This window comes from Nocardia sp. NPDC058658, from assembly GCF_042716665.1.
Lineage (GTDB): Bacteria > Actinomycetota > Actinomycetes > Mycobacteriales > Mycobacteriaceae > Nocardia.
Genome location: NZ_JBHXRR010000011.1, coordinates 85,651 through 108,515 on the forward strand (window position 1 = coordinate 85,651; position 22,865 = coordinate 108,515).

Consider the following 22,865-nt stretch of genomic DNA (forward strand, 5'->3'; position numbering starts at 1 on the left):
TCGATGTCATGGAGTCTGTGCCGGGCTCCCGTGCTCGTCGGCGCGGGTGCCCGCCTCGCGTCTGCACTTCGGCGAGCCGCCGACCTCGATCCTTCGCCCGCACCGGCTGGTCGTCAAGTCGCCCGTACAGCAGGAGTGGCGCGGGGCATTCCAGCCGCCTGGCGTTCATTTCGTCGTCACCGCGGCTTCGCCGGTGCCTGCCACTGTTGTTGCGGAGGCGAACGAGTTGTGGTGTGCTCGAACAGCATCACTATGAGGGATGAGGGGCGATGGCGACGTTCACGGACTCGAGTTGGTGACGTAGCGCTCCCATGATCGATCTCCCCGATGGGCTGCATTGGCTCTCGATTCTTGCCGGCATGGAATGGCCGGAGGGCAATGAAGACGAGATGTGGGCCATGGCCGAGGACTGGCGCACGGCCGCTGACGGTCTTCGTGGCCTGGTAGACGACGTCGATGCTGCCAAAGATGCCGCGTTCAAGGCGTATCCGCAGGGCGAGGGTGTCGATGACATGCTCAAGGCCTTCGAGGGGATGGCCCGCGGCGACCAGTCGGTGACCAAGCTGGCCGAACTGTTCGACATCCTCGGCGACTCGGTGTATCAGACCGGCACCGAGATCGAATACACCAAGATCATGTTCCTTTCCTCGCTGGGCTTGCTGGCGCTGGAAATCGCTGCGGCGTGGGTGTTTCCGCCGACAGCGCCCGCGGTGCAGGCGGCCGCGATCGGCGTGACCCGCATCGTCGCGCGGGGAATCTTCGCTCGGGTGCTTGCGGCGATCCTGCGCCACGGCGCGAAGGCCGTGATCACCCGGGTGCTGAAGTTCGTCGGTCAGCACGTGGCGATCGACACGGCCCTGGGGACACTCCAGGAACTCGGTGCCCAGCAGTGGCAGGTGGATCAGGGGCACCGCAAGGAGGTCGACTGGAACCAGGTGAAGGCGGCCGCGGTCTCCTCCGCCGCCGGTGGTCTGGCGGCCGGCCCGTTCGGCAACTTCCTCGGCAAGCGGCTCGGCGACGGAATGTCGCCGTGGCTCAAGGGCGCGATCACCGGCACCGGTGCCGGTCTGGTCGGCGCGGGCGGCGGCATGCTCGGCCAGTTCGGGTACGAGGGCGTCACCCAGGGCTGGGGCCAGGCCTGGAACAACCTGCAGACCGCGGCGTCCGACCCGCTCATGTGGAGCGCGGGTGCCAGCAACGGTGGTCTTTCCGGTCTGAACAAGGCCGGGGCGAATTCCGCGTGGTCGGCGATGAAACCCGGACTGTTCGAACGGCCGAGCTTCAGCTCCCAGGTTCGCGATGCCATGCCCGGCCACGACCTCGGAACATTCGGGCAGAGCGAGAGTGCGGGCGGGGACGGGTCGTCCAACCGTCCCGGCGGCGAGGGCGAGAACCGGGCCGGTGCCGATGAGGAGGGGACCGGGGCCGGTGGTGACGACGGCGTGCGCGCGGGTGTGGGCGACGACACCATGGGCGGCGAGGGCGCGGGTGAGTCGCGGGCCGGTGCGGGTGACGACAGTCAGTCGATGCACCCTGCCGGAAGTACGCAGTCGCCCGAGGGCGAGGCCCAAGGGCCGACGAATTCCGAAGCGGGACAGGCGAACCAGCAGACCGGTGACGACCGGCAGTCCTCGGCAGATGGTGGCGCGGGTACGGGCCGCCAGGAGTCGAAGCCTGAAGTGCAGGGTGGCGAATCGCCAGCGGGTGACGGCGGTCGTCAGGACGGCGGGAGCCGCGCCGAAGGGGAAAGTCCTGCGGCGCACACGGATTCCGGTCAGGACAGGTCGCGCGCGGGCGAGGCCGAGCAGCAGGCAGACGGGGCGAGCCTCGACGAGGGCACGCGCACCGACGCGCAGTCGAGTGGTCAGCCGGTTACGCAGGTCAACGACACTCAGACGACGAACCGGGACACCACGACGCAGGCGGGGGCGCCGGTTGCTGGGGGTGTGGCAGGCGCAGGGCCCGCCGCGACGGCTGGACCGTCGCCCGCCGCGACCGGGCAGGCGCCGGTCACCAGTCAGGCGACGGCGCCGACGACCGGTCAGCCAGCGGCCGGTGCCACTCAATCACCCACTGCACCAACACAATCGACGCCAGGCCAGTCGACACCCGGTCAACAGTCGACCCCTGGTCAGCAGTCGACGCCCGCCCAGGGTTCGCAGCCCGCTGCCCGTCCCGGTGTGCCGGAGACCAGAGCCGGGCTGACCGACGGTGCGCAGCCGGGGTCCGACATTCGTTCCGGCGCACCGGAAGTCAGAACCGACAGCCCGACTGTCGACGAGTCGCGGGTGGCCGACCCGCAGGGCACCGCCGAAGAACCCGATGCGAGTCGACCCGGTGGTGAAAGCCGCGCGGGTGTCGGTGAACAGCGCGGTGCCGGGGTGGCCGAGACGCCGCTGCAGGGGTTGCGGGCCGCGCCGGGAGAAGCGCCGCCGACCCGCGCGGGCGAGCCCGAGGCCACCGCCGATCGCACTCGTGCCGGGGACTCCGAGGTTCGGCCGGAGTCCGATCCGCTGGCCGATATTCCACCGGTGGTGCCGATTGTCGGAGCGGATCCGGGCGCGAGCCCGCGGCCGGGCCCGGAGGCGAGTCGCCCCGGTCGACCGGGCGCCGACGACCCCGCCTCGCCGCGGGATCGCGCCGATGCCGGCGATGACCGCAGGCAGCCGCGGCCCGACGAGGACAGCGGCCCGGTCTACGACAGCCGTCTGCCCAACGGCCAAGGCGTCGTCCATCATCCGACCGGCACAGCCATCGGTGAGGATGCCCGCACCCACCGGGTGAGCGAGAACGTGCGCAACGACGGCTCCCACGACGTGGTCGTGCACGGGCGGCGCGACGGTTCGGTGACCCCGAGCAATGGCGACCCGGTCCACCCGCGAGACATCGTCGACGCGATCCGCAGCAACCCGAATTACGTTCCAGGAACGCCTGTTCGGTTGCTTTCCTGCCACGCGGGCAACAGCAAGGGCTGGGCGCAGTACATCGCCGACCAGCTCGGCGTCGATGTCACCGCGCCGACCGATCGGGTGGGCGTGCGGCGCGAACCCGGCTCCGATCCGGTGATCGACAGCGGCGGCAAGTGGCGGACGTTCAGCCCGGAGTCGGCTACCGCGACCGGTGAAACACCCTCGCCCAGACCTGATTCCGATCCCGCCGATAACCGGGACCTGCTCGACGGCGACGGATCACCACGGGATCGCGAACTCGTCGACTTCATGAGCGACGAGGACCCGTCGACCCGCCCCGCCGCGATGTCGTTCCTCGACCCAGGAAACGGGACTGACAACGCACCGTTCAGCCGGACGCCCGGCGTAGACGCGCACCTACTCGGCGTGCTGGACACGAACGACCCGATGGTGCAGACCGCGGGCGATCCGCCCCGGATCACCCATGTCGGCGGCGAACCGATCGACGAGTTCTCCCACCGGCTCAGTGCCGAGCGTGGCCAGGCGTTCGTCGACGCGTCCACGCCGGACGCGGCCCTGGTCGCCGACTACGAGCAGCACAAGGCCCAGCAAAAGGCCCTCGAAACCGCGAAGTCCGACACGGGCCGGGCGGTGCGCGATGCCTCGATAGCTCTCAAAGATGCCAGGGCAGCACACACCCGCGCGGTCGAGGCCGCCTCGGACGCGCGTAACCGTGGCGCCGAGGATGCCGATGCGCTCGACCGTGCCGCCGACGAAGCAGCGGACGGCGTGCGCCGGGCTGAGGCAGGTGTCGCGGACGCCAAGGAGCAGGCTGCGGCGGCCAAGACCGCCCTCGACAACTTCCTGGCCGCCGACGCGGCCGAGACCAGGGCAGGCGATTCGCCCGCCAAGGGCTTGGAGAAGGCCGAGGCCGAGCGGCTGTCGGCGAAGCGGCGGGGACACGTCACCTCCATCACCATCGACCGTCTGACCGGTCGCGTCTACGAAGCCGCCAACGGCACCTCCGAGCAGCTGATCCACCCCTCCGAGCTGCACTCGACGCTGTACGACAACATCGTCCGCTACCAGTACCCCGAGCACGCCTATCATCACGGGCGTGACCCGGCGGGGTTCCCTCACCCGGACAACCCACTCGGCCACGCCGAGGTGCGCGGAACCAACGCCGCCCTGCGTGACCGGGAACTGCTCAACCAGCAACGTGATCCCGGCGATCAATTGCCGACCGACTTCGACGGCCTCGCCTCGATCCTCAACTCGCCGTTCGTCCCCAGCCGTGGCGTCGAAGCGCCCTGCTGCGCCAACTGCACCCGGGTGGTGCAGGGCACCGAAAGCACCGCGGGCCACATCATCGAGGAAGGCAAGCCTCGAGTCGACCCGCTGCGCCACGCCGATCTCGAACAGGCGGCGCGCGACGGCAAACCCACCGAACCCCGATTGGTCTCACCCGAATACCCGGAGACCGACTTCATGGGCGATGACGACGATGTCGCCGGTCCGGATCGTGGATCCGACGATTCGGTCCCGGAGGGGATGGTTCGCGGGGACGACGGGGTGTTGCGCAGGCCCGGTGACCGGCTGGACAGCTATCGGGATCCGGACGGGACCTGGCATCACGTCGACGACCCGGCCGGCACCAAGCGCAACGTCAACTTCCGCCTGTACGACTCCGGTGGGTTCGTCGAGGACCACCTCACCGGCCGCGAGTACCAGCACCGTGTTCAGAAGGGCGATTCGGAGCCGTACGAGATGCGGGATCCCGATCGCGCGGCGGAGCTGAGCGAGGCGTCCGACCGGCGTATCGAACTGCAGACCGAGCGGAACAACACTGGCAAAGAGCTCGGCAAGGTCATGAAAGAGTTCGGGCTGACGGACAAGCACGAACTCGCGCCCAAGGCGCTGCCGGAGAAGATCAAGAACCTGCGTCAGGAGCTGCGCGCCGACACCACGCTAAGCGAGGAGGAACGGACCCGCAAGCTCGAGCGGCTCTACGATCTCGAGGACGTCGCCACCGATTACAACGACCTCGGACTCGAGATGGTCGATGTCTCGAAGAAACTCGGTGAGCTGGCCGGCCTCGATTACGCCCTCGATCCGGATGCCAGGCCCGGCGCGGTCAAGCTCTCGCCCTTCGAGGGCGCGTTCGACGGGGCCGGCGTGGTGGACATCGCGTCGTTCGTCCCGCGTGGGGACGGGGACTCGGGACCGACGCTGTTGATCGTGGAGGCGAAGGGCGTGGGCGCCACCCTCGGTGGCTCCAAAGTCATCAGCGCAGAACAGGGTTCACCCGAATACCTTCGCCACATTCTGAGCAACGACCGCAACCTCGTGCGACTGCTCAACGAGACGCCCGAGCAGATGCTCGAGCGGGGCATCGACCCCGACAGCCCCGAAGGCCGGGCGATTCGAGACGCGGTGGCCCAGTTGCGCGCGGCCATGGAGGACGGCACGCTCCGGGTCGAGTACCGGCTGGTGCACACCGATATCGATGGGAAGATCACCGTCACCGAGCTGCTGCTCACCCGCGACCGAGTCGATCTGCTCGCCGACGTCCCGTTGCCTTTCGGGATCGACCCCGCCACGATCGACCGGTCCGCGGACGACGACTTCATCACCGGCGACAGGGACGTGCCCGACGACAGCGTGGACACGCCGGATCGGCCGGACGTCGACAGCGACAACATGGACTGGTTGGGCGTTGACGACGACGCATCCACCCGGCGCAAACCCGATTTCGCCGAACCGGAACCGCCGGAACGTGAGGTGCGGGTCGAGCTCGGTGCCAACGGGGAAGTCGTCGCGCTGCACATTCAGATGGCCGATGGGCAGTGGGTGGTCGCGCGCAACGACGGCGACGAGGCCACGCAGAATGTGCCCGCGCGCAACGACGCGAACATTCCCGAGGTCGACAACCGCAATGCTCTGCGCAAGCTGGTCGATGATCTCAATGCCGGGTATCAAGGGCTCAATCTCAAGTACCCGTCCGGATCCGGTCTCGATCATCAAGGCCAGACCGCGATCCGCGACGGTGTCACCGGTGGCGCGCAGCTGATCTCCGGTCCGGCGCCGACACCAGCGCAGCCGACACCGCCGGTGGACGGCCCGGTGATGGGCGAGGCACCGCCTGCGGGAGCCGATCCCGTGTTGAATGCGGCGCGGATCGGCCGCGAGGGCCTCACCTGGTATCACAACCGTGAGCACGTTCCGATCATCGGCGGACTGCTCGGGCGCGAGGCGGATTCGGCAGGCAATTACCGACCGGTGTACTTGCCCGACGGCACCGAATACCGGCCGTGGATCTCCGATGCCGATCCGAATGCCGTGCGCGACACCGTGATCAGCGAATTGCGCGCCAACCGGATGGACGCCGACGAGGTCCGCGACGTCCTGAAAAAGCTGTTCGGCGACGCGCGCGATCCGCGGCTGCGCCAGGACCTGATCGACGATCTGGAATTCAACGGGCTCATCGATACCGACGAGGCCAGGGCGATGGAGGATTCGCCCATCCCGCCCGTGGATCCGAGGCCCGAGCAGCAGGGGCCGCCGCCCGAGGGCGAGACGCTGACCGAGATGGCGGACCGCCTCGGCATCCACCTGCGTGGTGACGGTGTGGCGGAGATCCGCCGGGCGATCGACCGGGAATCTCACCGGATGTTGCGCGAGATCGGTGCGATCGAGGGCCTGGCCGATGCCGCGCGCCGTGCGGACGAAGAACAGACCCGCCCGTACCGGCGCGCCGACCATCCGGTCGACGCGGAACCGGTGGCAGCCCCCGACGAGCGGACTCTGTCGGGGTCACAACCCCTTCGCGAGGTCGAATCACGCGACGACACCGCCGATGACGACGACCAGGTCGATGGCGAACAGCCGCGGCGCAGCTACTGGGGTGACACGAGTTCCCCACGCCCCGTGCCGTTCTCGAACGAAGTCAGCTTCCTCGACAACGATCCGCTCGGCCGGTTCCTGCGCGACCTGATCGTCGCCTTCGACGGCGTCACCTCGCTGCGTGACTACGACCGGGTCGCCAACGGCGCGGACCGGCTGCCCGAATGGGCGAGTTTCTCCGACGATCGGGAACCGGGCCGGGACGAGGCTCGGGCCCGCGAGTTCTTCGAGCACGCGCTGCGCCGCGACCAGCTGCGTGACGAATTGTCCGGCTGGGCAGCGATGTTCGGCCGCGACCTCAGCGATCTGTCGGGCGACCGGATGGATTCGACGCTGAACGAACTGCGTGACGGGGCGCGGCAGCGAGCGCAGAATCTCGCCGATTTCATCGCCGCCGCACAGCCGATCCTGCAGGGTGACGGCGCCGAACCGGTGGGCATGACCTACGGCGATCAGGTCGCGCGGGTGCCCGATGCCGATGGCGGGCCGGACCGCCTGCTGGTCCTCGACGGTGCGCTCGATCGCGAACAGGCGCTGGCCCGCGCACTGCGGGACAACCCGGAGTTGGCGATCGACATCGACAATGGGATGCTGCGGCCGGACTTCCGGGCCGTGCACGCCGACGGTGCGGGCAGGCAGTTCCTCGATCCGGTGACGACACCGGAGGTGCACCACATTCGGCGCACGGTGGACGGTGCCGAACTGCAGGTGACGATGATGCGCGGCGAGGACGGCCAATGGCGGCCGGTTCAGCCGACGCCCGAACCGACGCCCGCGCCCCGCGACCGTGCCGACATGGTGCGCGAAATCGTCGATCTGGCAAGGCAACTCGAGCTGGGACCGGCCGCACTGCACCCGGACAATATCGACGCCACCATCCGTGCGCTGCATCTGGACAACGCGGTGCGCGCCGGGCAGGCCGAGGCGCTGGCCGATTACGCCCGCACGATGTCCGACATCGAAAGCTTCTATCTGATCGGTGACGCGCGCGATCAACTGGCGACTCGGCTCGGCATCCCCGACGGTGAGCTCACACCGAGGCGCATCGCCGAAGCCCTGGCTGATCCGAAGCAGCGCCGCGGCAAACGTCAGCAGCAGTTCGAGGACCTGCTCGATGGGCGCCAGCGCGACCCGAGCAAGACCGCCGGTTACTCCCAGCAACTGCGCAATGTCGACGAGGCGGCGGTCAAGGCGGCGCAGGAAGCGCTGATCAACGCACTGAGCCCGGGGAATCCGGCGGCGCTTCGCCCGACCGTCAGCGTGACCGACCCGCGCACCGGCCGGTCGAAGGTCGGCCCGGCCGATACCGGCATCGACCCGGCCAAGCTGCGCAAGCTCGTCACGCGGATGCACAAGCTCGGCGCGGGTGACCATGCGCGGGGTGCGCTGGCTGCCTACGCCGACGTACTGATGCGGATCGACCCGTACACCGATCATCCCGCAGGCACCAGAGCGGCCGATCCGCGCACGACCGGCGACCCGCACATCTACGACCACGACGCGATCCACGGACTGCGCGACGTGGTCGATGCCGCCGAGTCCGGTGCGAGTCCGGTCGATTTCGCCGCCATGGTCGCCGACAACGTCGCCCGTTCGTACGGCGCGGACGAGCCGGTCGGACCGAACGATCCACGGCCACAGCCGAATCGTGACTGGGCTCGTTTGGTCGGGGTGGACGTGTCCACGGCCGACGGCGCGAAGTTCGTCGAGATCTACGAGGCCTATCGCGACGGCAAGATCGAGAAGCACGAGGGCCTGAGCCCGGAGAAGCTGGCCGCCGAGATCGCGGCCATCCGCGAGGAGATCCGGCTCAGGACCGAGCGGCTCGAGCAGTTGAAAGCGCTCACCGACGAGTTCTACCGACCGGTGGCCGACCTGCCGCCCGGTGAGAGCACTCCGGCCAGGGAACACCCGGGCCCGCGGCCCGAAGCATTGCCCGAGGGGCGACGCGGGTTGCCCGCTGGTCCGGATAATGGTGGCTCGCAGCCGGATTCGGGCCTGCCCGACGTGCCGCCCGAACGCGGCCGCGACCTGGACGACCGGGCCGAGGCGAAGCTCGACCAGACCATGCGCAAGCTGGACGAGGTCGCCGATGAACTGGCCGAACCGATTCCCTCGCTGGACGACCTGGTCGGACCGGGCGAGCCGGTCGATCCGCTGGCGATGATCGACGACGCTGTCGAACGTCAGAACAAACTGCACGACCAGGCCGACGAGCGCCGCGCCGACCGTGCCGATGTCGCGCTGGACGAGGCGTTGCGTGATCTCGACGGTGTCGACGCGGATCTGGCGGCGATGGAGTCGTATCTGCGGGTGCAGCAGGAATTCGATGCTGCTCGTGCGGAAATGGCGGCCAGGTTCGACGCCGTGGTCGAACGACCGGGCGGGGAATCGACGCCGGACAGCGGGGACGGGGCGACGGGCGAGAGCGTCAATGGTTCGCGTTCCGAGGACGGTTCGCGAGAGAGCGACGGATCACGGGACGACGACGGTTCGCGCGAGGACGGTTCGCGCGACGACGACGTCTCGCGTGACGATGACGATGATTCGGGTGACCCGCCCGCATCGCAGACGGCGCCCGGCGGTCCACCGTCCAAGCCGCCGTCGCGTCCACCGACCGCACCGAGCCCGGAACCCGAAGAGCCGGCGAAGAATTCGTCGCCATTGGACTTCGGCCTGCCCAGGACGCCCGCCGAACTGGCGGTGCCGGGCGAGGCCGCGCTGGATCAGCCGGCCACCGACGGTATCGACACAGACGACGCACCAGGGCACGCGTACCAGCGCAGGGATTTCCTCGACGACGTCTTCCAGTTCCTCCGGGAACTGAGCGATCTGCCGCCCTCGGTACACGCCGACACCCCACCGCTCAGCCCGGACCAGGCCGAGCAGGTCCGCATCCTCGCCGAAGCCCTCGGCCTCGGTGACGCGCTCACCGGCCAGCGTGATCCGCTCGGGGCGCTCGCCGAGATCGCCGATATGGCGCGGGCTCGCGGATTCCTCGACAGCGCACTGGATCCCGACGCCGAACTCGGCAAGCCCATGCGGTACCCGGACGACTACGAACCGCTCGACCTCGACGAACTGCAGGACGGGCTCGATCACTGGCGGGTCGAGGGCGATCCGCAGGTACGTGCCGAGGTGGCAGAGGAACTGCGGCTGGCCGGACTCGACGAGGCACGACCCTCGCTCGGCACCGAACCGGAGCCGAGCCCGCGGGCGACGCCGGTGCACCCGACGTCGATCCTTCCGCCGGAAGACGGTGCGCGGCAGCCCGGCGGTCCGCGGATCGAGCCCGCGCAGCAGGCGATGGATCGCCTGGCCGCCAGATTCGGTGTGGATCTCACCGATCCGGGCGCGCTCGATGCCGCGCGGTACCGGCAGTTGTTGCGGGCGGGTGCGGTCGAGGCGTTCGCCGCCGCGGTCCGGCACGCCGAGGCCGCTACCGACCCGCGGCAGCGGGCGCTGCGCGAGGCCATCGCTCGACGCTGGGCTGCCCGGCTCGGTCTACCTGCCGACCCGGGTCTCGTCCGCGCCGCCGACGACATCAACCGGTTGCGCGCAGGGGTCACGCGCGACGCCGGTGATATGGCGCATCTGTATCAGATGGTGCGCACCGAGCTCGACGACCGCGTGCTGTCGCTCGACGTCGACGGCGACAAGATGCTGGTGCGGTTGGTGGCCGACGGACCGGATTCCTGGCATCTGGAACCCCTCGCGCGCATCGAACCGAAGCCGTTCCGGCCGACCGGCGACAAGGCGGTCGAGGTGCCGCCGCAGCGGAACTGGCTGCGCAAACTGTGGGACCGGCTCGTCAATCGTGGCTACTACGGCGACAATCCGAAGTACCCCTCCGGCTCGAGCATCGACGGTGCCGGGCAGTCGATGCTCGGTCACGGCGCCGGGCTGCCGCTGACCACCGTGAAGGACTCGACACCCGGTCAACCCGGCGGTGAGTACGACCAACTGCAGATCAAGTTCAACCCGGCACGCATCCTCAAAGAGGGTGTGCTCATGTGGCAGAACCGCGAACTGGTGCCGATCCTCAAGCACCTGTCCTCGCGGATCGCCGATCAGGCAGGCGAGTTCCTGCCGCTGCGCAATCTCGACGGCAGCGAGTACAAGCCGTGGATCTCCGATGCCGACCCGGAGCTGCGCCGTCAGATCGAACAGGACCTGCGCGACGCCGGGTTGGAGCATCTGCTCGAACCGGAGAGTTTGACGCCCGCTGAGCTGGCGGCGTCGGACGAGCTCACGGAAACCGATGAGCCGGGGCAGATTTCGGGCAAAGGCGAGGAAGTGCCCGCCGTCGCCGAACCGCTGCCGCCGTGGTTGCAGGACGTGGTCGAGGCGGTCAACGGGCGCATCTCCGACGCGACCGTGCTCGAAGCGCTGGCCCGCGAACTCGGGGTCCAGCTCACCGATTTCAGTGAAGACGGGCTGCGCAAGGCCGTCGCCGAGGCCGAATACCGGCTGCTGCGCCGCGACGGTGTGATCCAGGCGCTGGAAGCGGCCGCGCGATTCTTCAACTCCGAGCACGCGGACATCCCGTTCCGGCCCGCCAACTTCCACAGTAAGGACCCGCTCGGCGCCTATCTCAAGGAAGTCGTCGCGGCCAAGGGCGACGCGTTCAGCTTGCAGATGCTGAACTGGCGCGGGGTGAACAACGGTGGCGAATGGGTCAACATCTGGGGTGATCTCAGCGACGACGGTGGCGAGCCGACCGTCCACGCCGAGGACGCACGCAAGATCTTCGACGACGCGCTGCGCCGCGCCGGGCTGCGCGACGAACGGTCCACCTGGGCGCATCTGGCCGCGGCGGACTTGGCGGCGCTGGTCGACAATCTCGACGGCGAGATCGCGAGGTTGCGTGGGCAGCTGGACGGCAACGTCGGGGTACTCGATGAATTCACCCGGCGGGTAACCGATTTCAACGACAGCGACAGTGGCGACCGGCTCGTGGTCGACACCGAGGACGGCAGGATCGCGATCGTCGACACCGGGGCCGGACACGAGGCAGCACTGGCACGTGCGCTCGCCGACGCCGATGCCGACTTCGTCGACCGGCTCAACCGTGGCGAGGTCGACATCGAGATCCGGGTGGTCGGAATCGACGAGGGTGGCCGCGTGCACATCCTCGAGGCCGACGCGCCCGAGGTGCGGCACCTGCGCACCGAGGTCGACGGTCGCACGGTCGACGCGACGATGGTGCGCGAGGGGACGCAGCCGTGGCGGCTGATCGAACTGCCGCCAACGGGCACCGAGCCGGATGCGAACCTGCCCGCCGTTGCGGATGAATCGAATCAGCCTGTGCCGCAACCACGTTCGCTGGCCGAGGTGCGGGCCGATCTCGCCGAGGTGGCGCAGCGGCTCGGCATCGACGATCCGTCGAACCTGTCCGCCGAGCAACTCGACAAGCTGCTCGCGGAACAGGAACGCGCCAATCAGGTGCGGGCCAGGCAGGTCGAGGGACTGGTCGACTACGCGCGCAGCGCCGACGCGATCGACAACTTCAACGCGCTGCACACTGCGCGCAGTGCGTTGGCGCTGCGGTTCGGCGTCACCCCGGAGGCGCTGAGCCCGGAGGTGATCGCCCGCGGGCTCGCCGATCCGACCACGCGGGTGGAGCTGCACCGTCAGCGGTCGGCCAACCTCACCGACTACGCGAAGCTGTTGCGCGCGCTCGACCCGGCGGCCGTCGACGCCGCACGCGACGCGCTCGCCCCGCATCTCGGCCTCGCGCGCGGTGCGCTGCCGCTCGACGCTGCGGCGCTGGCCGAGGCTTTGTCCAACCGGGCCGCGCGCGGTGAAATCGACGATCTCGTCGGCCCGCTCGCCGACTACGTGCGGGCGCTCGCGAAGGTCGATCCGTACGCCGAAAACCTGGTCTACGACCCGGACACCGACCCGCGCGCCATCGGCGACGACCCACCGGTGCACGATCGCGACGCTCTCGACTTCCTGCGCGAGGTAGGCGCTGACGACCTCGGCAACCGCTCGCCGCTACCCGCCGCACCCTCCGACGCCGTCCCCGGCCCGAGCCGTGACCATGCCCGCCTGCTCGGCGTCGACCTGACCGATGCCGACGACACGCGGGTGGCCCAGGTCTACGAGTGGTTCCGCGACGGCCGCATCGACAAGCACGAACGCCTCACCCTCGAACAGTTGGCGCAAGTGCACGAGGAGATCCGCGACGAGATCCGGCAGCGGACAACCGACATCGCCCGCCTGCGCGCACTCCTCAACGAACCGTTCGTCACCGACCCCGAAATCGACGCGCCCACACCGACACCCGCGTTGGACGATGGACCGAGCCACCGTGCTCCCACCCCGGATTCCCCCGCACTGCTCACCCCTGACCCCACCGCACCCGCTCTCCCCGGTGTGCCCATGCCGCCGTCGTTGTCCGGACCAGATATCAACGGCAACAACAAGATTCCGCCCGCGTTGCCTGCTGGTCCGGATGTCGTCGACAACCAGGCTCCGCCGGGGTCGCCTGCTGGGCCGGGTGTAAACGACAACAACGAGCTTCCGCCAGGGTCGCCTGCGGGTCCGATTGTCAACGGCAACAACGAGGTCCCGCCGAGGTCGCCTTCGGATCCGGATGTCAACGGCAACAACGAGGTTCCGCAGTCGTTGCCTGCTACGGCGGATATTGACGGCGACAACGAAGTTGCACCGCGGGTGCCCGCTGGTCTCGATGTCGACGGCGAGAACGAGGTTCTGCCGGGTGCTGGTTCGCGGCAGGTTCCGGGCTCCGACTCGGCCGCCGAGAATGCCGATCCCGGGCTGTCGAGGGGGGCGGTGGACGATCCGGATTCGGGGGTCGATGACAGCGAACCGACTACGGCCGGAGAACCGGACGAGGGTGGGGACGACGTTGATTCGGGGGATCCGGACAAGAGGTTCGACCTGGATCGGGACGGTGATTCCGACGGGGACGGCAATGGTCCGCCGCGGTCGCCCGATGCTGCGGAGCGACCGGGAGTGCGTAGGCAATTGCCGGGGTCGGCGCTGCGTTCGCACATCCCGCATCCGCCGCACGAGTACGAGGTCGAGCTCGACGTGCCGGTTTTCGACGCCGTCCAATGGCCGGTGCCGCCGCTGACACTGACGCCGGAGCCACCGCTGCCACCGGAACCACCGCGCCCGCCGGCCCACCCGAACCCGCCGGACGAGCCGAACCCGCCCGTGCCGCCGAACCCGCCGTGCCCGCCGTGCCCGCCGGACGAGCCGAACCCGCCGGTGCCGCCGGGCGAACCGCAGCTACCGATACCGCCTGTGCCACCGTTGCCGCCGGTACCTTCGGAACCGCCTGTTCCGCCGCTGCCTCCGGCACCTCCTGTGCCGACGCTTCCGCCGGTCCCGACGTTTCCAACGCTTCCGCCTGCGCCGACGCTTCCGCCTGTGCCGCCGTGGCCGACCGAGCCGACGCCGAACGAACCGACAGTGCCGTCGTGGCCGGTCCAACCGACTCCGCCTGGCGGAAATCCGAGCCTGCCGTCTCTTCCGCCGTGGGGAACGCAGCCTCCTGGCTCGGGCATACCGGGCCGGCCGGGGAGCGGTCAGCCGTTCCCACCCGGTGATGGTCAGCCGTACCCGCCGGGTAACGGTCATCCGTACCCTGGAAATGGCCACCCCTACCAGCCCGGCGACGGTCAGTCGTACGGGCCTGGCAACGGCCATCCATACCCGCCCGGCAACGGCCAGCCATACGCTCCCGGTAGCGGCCAGCCGTACCCGCCGGGCAACGGCCGGTTCTTTCCCCCGGTCAGCGGAACCCCGACCCTCGACCAATCCGGTTGGCAGCAACCAGGTACCAGCAATCCGCAAGGTGGTGCGCCGATGTATCCACCACCTGCGATGCCGGCTGCCGGTGGGCAGGGTGACACCCGCAGGCCGTATCGGCCGGAGTATCAGCCGCCGACCGAGCACATCGTGTTGCGCGTGCGTCCGTATGGCGGTGGTGTGCTTGCCGAGTTCGATCCGCGGTCCGGTTCGCTGCGGCCCGCGCCGCCGGGACAGCTCGGGGCCGATGGCCTGTACGCCGATCTGGGTGGGGTGACGGTGATCTTCTATCGCCTCGCCGATCGGCTGATGGTGCAGGTCGGCGCGCAGCCGATCGAGCTCACCTCGGCCGCGCACGTGGGCTGGGAGCGGTCACCGCAGCGGATGACGCGGTTCACGGTCGCGGTCGACGGCAGGCCGATGGGCGAGCTGATCTACCGTTCGCTGCCGCCGGAAATGGACCTCGGCCTGCTGATCCGTAACGTGGTTGCCGATCCGGCGGGCCGGATGACAATCTTCAGCGACCGAGTCTGATGCGATCGGAGAGGTGTCGAAGGTGAGTGACGATCCGATCGAACTGAGCGATCCGGATGTGGTGATCGATGCGGTGACCGGCAGGTTGTCGTATCGGGGTGAGCCCTACAGCGGTGCGGTGATCCAGTCCCGCCCCGACGGTTCGTGGCGCGAGTACTGGAGCTACGACGACGGCGACCGCGAGGGCGACTGGACGGGCTGGTACCCCGACGGCACCATGCGCTACAACGGCGAGTTCTACCGCAACCGGCCCGTGGGCACGTGGCAGGAGTGGTATCCCGACGGTGCCCGCCGCCTCGAGGACGTCTACGACATCGAAGGCACACTGCTCACTCACTCGGTCTGGAACCCGGCGGGCGAGGTGATCGAATTCGAGGACGAACGCACCCGCAAGGGCATCACGGCCGACGCGGTGCCTGCCGACGATCCCGAATTGCGCTGGGACGACGAGCAGGCCCGCATGTACTACGGCGCCGAGCCGTTCACCGGTCAGGAGTTCCGCCGCCCGGCGCCGAGCAGCCCGATCACCGAGCTGGCCTCCTACACCGACGGCTACCCCGACGGCCCTTCGCGCGGCTGGTTCCTCGACGGCACCCCGCGCTATATCCGCGATTACGCCGATCGGCACCCGGTCGGCCGCTGGTGTGAATGGTTCCCCACCGGAATTCGCAAGCAGGAAACCGTTTTCGCCGCCGACGGCGCGCTGCTGACCCGGACCGAATGGGACGAGACCGGCGTCGTGACCGCGCGGTACGGCGAGAACCGGGACTAGGTAGAAGGAGTGCGCAGTGGCTGACGAGCTGGCCGGGGATCCCGATGTCGGATTCACCCTCACCAGGGTGGTGGCCGACGACGGGATCACCGATCGTGCCGCCGCGCTGAGTCATCGCATCGCGAAAACGGTTGCGGCGCTCGGCCCCCCGGGTTGGACCAAGGTCGATGCGTCCTTTGCGATGACGGCGGCGGCCGAGGTGTCGATGGTCGTTTTCCATGATGAGCAGGAACGGTTCGCCCGGGTGTTCCCGAGCCCGGAACTGCTGGATCTGCTGCGTGAGCACCGGCACCTGTCCGCGTCGATGGGCGACGGGCCGTGGTGGCGCTACCTGCTCACGCTGAGCAACGCGGGCCGGATGAACGTCGAATACGACTACGGCGACGACCCGTTCCCGGACGACCAACTCTTCCCACCTACGGTGTACCGCACCGACATCGAGATCTATCCGCGCGATCGGCTGCCGATCTGGCTGGCCGCCTATGTCGGTCACGGCAACCGGCAGATCCGCACTCCGCTGGTCGCGGCCGAGCAGGCGCGCGCCGATACCGCGGCGGGCCGCACCGCCGTCGGATCGGCGCCGGACGTGGAATTCCCGCCGCTCGATCTGCTGGCTCGGCGGTGGGCGCTGATCGCCGCCGCGTTCGTCGCGGTCGGCTCCAAGTGGGGACCGCGGGTGACACCGGCCTTCCACGTCTTCGAGGGCTCCAAACACAGCGGCTCCACCCTGTGCCTGCTGCCGGGCGATCGGGCGGTGCTCTCCGGCGGGGTATGGGACGCACCGGAACTCGACGCCGTCTACAACAAAGACCTGCCGATGCCGGAGTTCTACCTCGGTGCCCCCGACTGGGTCGCCGAGCCGGTGATCAACCGCCGCGCCGAGAACGGCCTGCTGACCTTCTGCTACTGGTGGGAAGGCGGCCGCTGGTACCGGGGTGCGTCGGCCGGTGCCGACGCGTTGGCGCCCGCCGTGCCCGGCATGTGGGACACCAGGACCGTGGTCGACGTGCTGACCGGCTTGCTGGGTGTGAAAGCCGGTGTCGCACAAAAGGAAGCGGTCCCCGGACTGGTCGAGGCCGCCGAACGCGCGGCCGTGGCGAGGGAGGCGTTCACCCGCGTCTTTCCCGAGGATGTCTACAACGTCGACTCCGCCTGGTTCCAGCTGAATCTCGCCGGTTCGACCGGCACCCACACCGTCGGTCTGGCGACCTGACATAGGCCGTCGTCCTGTTGCGCGGGTGTGGCAACTGTGGTGTGCTCGCTAACCGACGGGCTGGGCGCGACGGCTCGCGAGTCGGAGGGATTGCCGAATGGCCAACGAGCACGCCAAGGCGCAGATGGCGGACATCCTCGAGACTGTTCAGACCCAGATGCGCGCGATCGCGCAGGTACAGCAGGACCGCGCCAAGATCGTCGCCAGCGCCACCGTGCGCAAACGGGTGACGGTGACGGTCAACGCCGACTACAAGGTCATCGAGACGAAGTTCACCCCCGACATCGACGACCTCACCTACACCGAGATCGCCAAGGCCGTGACCGAGGCCGCGCAGCAGGCTTCGGTCGAGGTGGCCCGCAGGACACAGGCGCTGATGGCGCCGATCCAGAGCGAACGTGCCCGTCTGCCGAAGATCACCGAATTGGTCGACGACATGGACGGATTCGCCATTCCGCAGCCGGTGGAAGCCTCGCTGGAGCCACCCAACTCACCTGAGCGGGAACGGCTTTCGACCGATGAAGAGGACGGATCCCGTGATCCGTCGCGGCCGGCTACCGATGCGGGCTGGTGAGCGCGATGGTCGAACCATCGCCACCGGCGAGATCGCTGCTGTACATGCGCAATTCATGTGATGGACCGTAGAATCGTTAGCAAGTGCGTGCGATTCGGCGGTGGCGTGGTAGCGGTGCCGGGCGGGGCGCCAGGCGACACCGGTACGGACAGGGAGGGTCGACTTCATGACGGGACCATCGGCGCAGGATCAGTGGGCGGGTCTGCGTTCGGCAGCCTCGGACGGATCGCTGATGCTCGAGCCGTCGGCGCTGCCGAACCTGGTCGAAGCCGCCAACAACGCGCGCTACTGGGTCAACTCGGTGAAATCCCAAGTGGACATGGTCTCGAACCTGCCCGAGTTCTCCTCGCTGGAGTCGGGTAAGCAGCTGTCGAAGCAGTTCGAGGACAAGGCAGGCCAGTTGAAGACCGTGCTCGGCAAGCACGAGACGGTTCTCGACAATGTCGCCAACACCTTTCTCGACGCGGCCCGGCACTACAAGGGCGCCGAGGACGGCAGCAAGGTGGATCTGGAAGCGCTGCGCACCAAGATCGAGCAGGGCCGCAGCGCGGGCATGGCCAAGACGCCCCTGCCGCCCACGGTCGTCCAGTATCCGGCGGTGGCGACCGCGGTCAACCTGCCGAAGACCCTCGCCGACGGCAAGACCTTCGACGCGGCGGGCATGAAGGCCGAAAGCCCCGGCGGCTACAACTACAACGAGCTCCAGGCGATCATGAACTCGCTGTCGACGGTACCCGGCAACCTCGCCCACACCGCGTTGTACTGGGGCGATCTGGCGGGTTGGCTGAAAACAGGTTTCGACGATCTGAACGCCAAAGTCGAAGCGAGCAAGAAGAGTTGGACCAGCCCGGGCGGTGCCACCCGCGCCATGTCGGCGATGTCGGCCTACCACGAGGCCAACGGACTGCTGGTCGATCAGACCAAACAGGTCGCTGCCGCACTCGATTACAGCGTGGGCTGGATCAATGCCACCGCCAAAGGCTTGGCGACCGCGCTCATGCTGCCCCGGTGCTACTCCGACCCCAACGGCACGCAGGCGCAGGCCGACAAGGAGGCCTGCGCCAAGAACGGTCGCCAGGTCATGTGGAACACCTACGTTCCCGGACTCAACAGCACCACGAGCCACATCCCCACCCTGCCCGATCCGACCGCACCGTCCTCGGGCACCGGCACCGGTACTGACACCGGTACGGGAACCGGCACCGGGAACGGGAACGGGAACGGGAACGGCTCAGGCAGTGGCGGCGGGAGCGGCTCCGGTTCGGGGAGCGGATCGGGTTCGGGCGACACCTCCGCCGCGTTCAAACAGGCCATGGCGGAACTGCAGCAACAGCAGTCCGGTAGCCAGTCGGGCAACGGCAGCACAGGCAATGGCAGCTCGGGCAACGGTTCGCAGGGGTCGACCGGTTCGACGGGCTCGTCCGCGACCGATCAGTTGACCTCGGCCCTGCAATCCGGTCTCGAACAGGCCAGTTCCGCCGCGCAGTCGGCCGTGGAACAGGCGACCTCGGCCGCGGAACAGAGTGCGCTGGCGGGTATTCCGAGCTCCGCCGCGCTCGGTTCACTGCAGGACCAGGCCAAGAAGGCGCTCAGCGCGGCGAGCAAGGGTGGCGGTGGCGGCGGTGGCTCGGGTGCGGGCGGCGGTGGCGCCGGTGCGGGCGCCGCGCCACTGTCGCCGAGCCTGGACAGCGCGTCCAAGCTGTTCCCGCGGGCCTCGGCCGCCACGGGCATGGAGGGCATCCGCGCGGGTGTCGCGGCGTCGGCGGCAGGCTCGCCGATGGGCGGTATGCCGATGTCGCCGATGGGTGGTGCAGGCGGTGGTCAGGGCCAGCAGAAGGAGCACAAGCGGGCCGACTACCTCGACTCGACGTCGCACCTGGACGAAGCGCTCGGTGACGCGCCGATCGTCGCCAGGCCGGTGGTGGAACAGTGACGCCCACTTGGGAATTCACCGGCGATGAGTTCGACGCGCTGTGGACGGGTATCGACGAGGAGTACATGCCCGACCCGTTCATCCACTCCACCGCGCCGGGCGACGCGGAGGCGGCCGAATTCGCACGCAAGCAAGCATGGGCGCGGATCAAGCAGCGATGGGAGCACGAACTCGACGAGATCATCGACGTGCTCACCCATCCCGACATCCGGGTGATCGTGCGCGGTTACGGTGGCGGCGAGCGGCTCACCGATCCCGCGTTCTCGGTGCGCATGCTCGCCGCGCGCAAGGGCGATGTCGGCTATCTGGTACGCCAGCGACCGGGCCGAACCCTTTACCACGCAGAGGGATTCGTTATCACCCGCCACGATGCACTGTCGCTCGGTGACGTCGTCGCAGGCCACCTGCCCGACGCGGAAGCGGGCCGCGGCCAGGAGATCCGGCTCGACGAACCGGCCGACGACCAGTTCGATCACTCGTACGGCCGCTCGCTGGTTCAGCACTACGACGACGATGCCGCGGTGCGGACGTTGACCTTTCAGCAGGCGCCGCTGGACCGCGACGGCTTCATCGACATCGAGCAGGGCTGGTCGCGATTCGGTCCGCGCGGCATCGTGCGCCTGCGGCTCGGCTGGCGCGACCTGACCGATGACGGTCGCTATGTGCTGGTGCCGGGTACGCCGCCGGTGGCCGTCGGCGCCGATCGCAGGCGGGTGGTTTCGCTGATCAACAGTCAGATCGCGGAAGTTGTCAGAGCCATCAGAGATGATCGGGCGTGATGATGTCGGGCCGAGCGAAAGGGGCAGTCGTGGAAGAGTTTCCGACCGAGTTCGACGCGTCGTCGGTGACCGGCGCGATCGTGGTGCGTACCACCGAGCAGGGACTGCCGGTGGGGATCACGGTGGATCGCGAACAGCTGCGCCGCGACCCGGCCGAGCTGGCCGCCGAGATTCTGCGGTTGTGTCAGAAGTCGGCGAAGCGGGCAGGGCTGGCACGACGTAATCAGTTGGCGGAGGCGGGATTCGACCCGGCGCTGCTGGCGGCCACCGGACTGCCGACCGAGGCCGATGTCGCGGCGGCGGAGATCGTCGAGGAGCAGGAATACGACACCGAGCCGGACAGCTGGCTGCGGTCGGTCTAGCGAGCGAAGAGGGGAGGGCGAAGCGATGGTCGAGACCATGGACGAGCTGATCGAGAAGGTTCGAGGTCAGCTCTATCGGCTGCAGGATTTGTCCGAGGCCACCAACGGTATTCGGGCCGAGGAGGTTTCGCCCGACGGCGCGGTGACCGTCACGGTGGACGGAGCGGGTGCGCTGGTGGGGCTCGAGTTCAGCGCGGCGATCGCCAAGCTGTCACCGGAGGATTTCGAGCACGTGCTGGTGCAGACCGCGCGGGCCGCCGCGCACCGCGCCTTCGGTGAGCGGGCAGAGCTGGTGACGGCGTACAACCGGACCGGTACGTGAGTTCAACTGATCTTCACCGCAGATTTGTGTGGTGTCAGGACCTGACGGGTAGATAAAGTAACGAAACACCATGGGCTGTTTCGAGATTGGACGATAGCCATGAATCATGTCGCGGTAGTTCCGGATGCAGTTCGTGCCTACGCGGGTGCCTCGGCCACGATGGCCGCGGGGGTCGCCCAGGCGGGCGCGGTCGACCAGGTGGCCACGATGGCCGCCGCGGTGCCGGTGTTCGGCCTGATCGGTCAGGAATTCCTGATGTCGTTCGCGTACGCGCAGGCCAACCACCTCTCCTCGGTGGCACAGCTGGCTGCCGTGCACGCCGGCACCGCGCTGACCGCCACTCAGGCGGCCGCCACCTATGAGGGTGCCGACGGCGCGTCCAAGCTGGGCATCTCGGCGGTCGATCAGTAGCGATGACGTATTCAGGGGGAGATCAGGCCGGCGCGACAGCGTCGGTCGATCCGACTGTGCTCGAGTTGCTGCGTGGCAGTTCGCTGGCGCCGATGCTCGACCAGCCGGTGAGTCAGGCGCTCAGCTCGATGGGGTTGCCGCAATTGCCGCAGCTGCCCGAGTTCATCGGGCTGCCGGACATGCCCGCGCTGCCGACGATCGACCTGACGGCGCTGATGCAGCCGCTCACCGAGCTGGCGTCGGCGTTCGGCACCGGTGCGCTCGGTGGCACCGGCGCGACCTCGGACACCGGCACGTCGAGCAATCCCGCTGAGGCATTGACGAATATCACCTCGGTGCTCGAAACGGTGATGTCGCTCGGTTCCACCGCGCTGCAGACAGTGATGCAGTTGTGGCAGAGCTCCGCGGCGACGGAGGCCACGACCAAGGCGACCGCGGCACAGGCCGACGGCGCAAAACTCGCGACCCAGAGCACGCAGGAGAAGGCTGTGCTCGCCCATGCGGCGGGCAACGTCGCCGTCGGTGGCGCCAAGCTGGCGGCGGTGATCGCCCGCTACTCGGCCACCCTGGCGCTGGCACCGCTCTACATGATGACGCCGGGTGGTCAGGCGGTGCTGATCGCGGCGACCATGGAGGCGATGGCCGAGGGTCTGGCGATCACGGCCGAGACCAAGGCCGAGATGGTGGCGCGCAGCGGCGAGATGGCACAGGCTGGGGAGAAGGTCCAGGTGACCAACGCGCCGTCCGGTGTCGGGTCGGGCACCGAGTCGCTGAGTCAGCTGATGAGCCTGATCACGCCGTTGATCAGTACCGCGAGCACCGCGGTCTCCTCGCTCGGTTCGCTTGCCGGACAGGTGAGTTCGCTGTCGACCACCGGCGACTCGAAGAACACCGGTATCGAGATCTCCGCGACGAGCGAGGAATCCGCCGAGGAGTTGGCGGCCGCGAGTGGCGGCGGAGGCGGCGCGATCGGTGGGGTCGGTGCGATCGGCGGCGCGGGCGCGGCATCGTCGCCGCTGAGCCCGTGGCAGGGCGGTCGCGGTAGCGGTCTGTCCACCGTCGGCGCCATCGGCGGGGCGGGCGGCGCGGGCGGCTCGACCTCCGGCGGCGCGAACACGACCACGGCCTCGGCGGGCAGCTCGTCGCCGGGAATGCTGCCGATGGGCGGTGCCGGTGCGGGCATGCCGATGGCGCGCGCGGCCGACGGCGGCGGCAACGAGGCCGTGCACTCGCAGTTGGTCACCGGAAACCACGGCGACGAAGTCGTCGGCCAGATCGCGGGGGTGGCGACTCCGGTCGTCGGCGCCGCCGAACCGGTGGGCACCGACGCGCCGCCGGACAAAGAACTCTCACTGTGACGTGGCACGA

Annotated in this window: 10 protein-coding genes; all 10 read left to right on the top strand. The window is 68.8% G+C overall.

Annotated elements, in window-relative coordinates:
* The first annotated feature begins 311 nt into the window (after nucleotides 1-311).
* The 10 genes from ACFWUP_RS17940 to ACFWUP_RS17985 all read left to right on the top strand — a co-directional run bounded on the left by ACFWUP_RS17940 (nucleotide 312) and on the right by ACFWUP_RS17985 (nucleotide 22,855).
* Nucleotides 312-15,131, top strand: coding sequence for a hypothetical protein (locus ACFWUP_RS17940; RefSeq protein ID WP_379235555.1), 14,820 nt, complete (start codon nucleotides 312-314; stop codon nucleotides 15,129-15,131).
* A gap of 22 nt (nucleotides 15,132-15,153) precedes the next feature.
* Nucleotides 15,154-15,903, top strand: coding sequence for a hypothetical protein (locus ACFWUP_RS17945; protein WP_379235557.1), 750 nt, complete (start codon nucleotides 15,154-15,156; stop codon nucleotides 15,901-15,903).
* 16 nt (nucleotides 15,904-15,919) lie between these two features.
* A complete protein-coding gene (locus ACFWUP_RS17950) occupies nucleotides 15,920-17,116 on the top strand; it encodes a hypothetical protein (protein ID WP_379235559.1) in 1,197 nt (398 codons plus the stop codon).
* 97 nt (nucleotides 17,117-17,213) lie between these two features.
* On the top strand, nucleotides 17,214-17,690 hold the full coding sequence (locus ACFWUP_RS17955; RefSeq protein ID WP_379235561.1) for a YbaB/EbfC family nucleoid-associated protein: 477 nt from the start codon (nucleotides 17,214-17,216) through the stop codon (nucleotides 17,688-17,690).
* 166 nt (nucleotides 17,691-17,856) lie between these two features.
* Complete coding sequence (locus ACFWUP_RS17960; RefSeq protein WP_379235563.1) at nucleotides 17,857-19,623, top strand: hypothetical protein; 1,767 nt, start codon at nucleotides 17,857-17,859, stop codon at nucleotides 19,621-19,623.
* Complete coding sequence (locus ACFWUP_RS17965) at nucleotides 19,620-20,402, top strand: ESX secretion-associated protein EspG (RefSeq protein ID WP_379235565.1); 783 nt, start codon at nucleotides 19,620-19,622, stop codon at nucleotides 20,400-20,402. The genes ACFWUP_RS17960 and ACFWUP_RS17965 overlap by 4 nt, the downstream gene beginning before the upstream one ends.
* Before the next feature lie 29 nt (nucleotides 20,403-20,431).
* Nucleotides 20,432-20,764 carry a hypothetical protein gene (locus ACFWUP_RS17970; protein WP_379235567.1) on the top strand — a complete coding sequence of 111 codons (333 nt, stop codon included), beginning with the start codon at nucleotides 20,432-20,434 and terminating at the stop codon, nucleotides 20,762-20,764.
* 25 nt (nucleotides 20,765-20,789) lie between these two features.
* Nucleotides 20,790-21,086 carry a YbaB/EbfC family nucleoid-associated protein gene (locus ACFWUP_RS17975; RefSeq protein WP_379235569.1) on the top strand — a complete coding sequence of 99 codons (297 nt, stop codon included), beginning with the start codon at nucleotides 20,790-20,792 and terminating at the stop codon, nucleotides 21,084-21,086.
* A 99-nt stretch (nucleotides 21,087-21,185) separates the two neighbouring features.
* Nucleotides 21,186-21,497, top strand: a complete 312-nt coding sequence (locus tag ACFWUP_RS17980) for a type VII secretion target (protein WP_379235571.1) — start codon at nucleotides 21,186-21,188, stop codon at nucleotides 21,495-21,497.
* 2 nt (nucleotides 21,498-21,499) lie between these two features.
* Nucleotides 21,500-22,855, top strand: a complete 1,356-nt coding sequence (locus ACFWUP_RS17985) for a hypothetical protein (RefSeq protein ID WP_379235573.1) — start codon at nucleotides 21,500-21,502, stop codon at nucleotides 22,853-22,855.
* The last annotated feature ends 10 nt before the right edge of the window (nucleotides 22,856-22,865 follow it).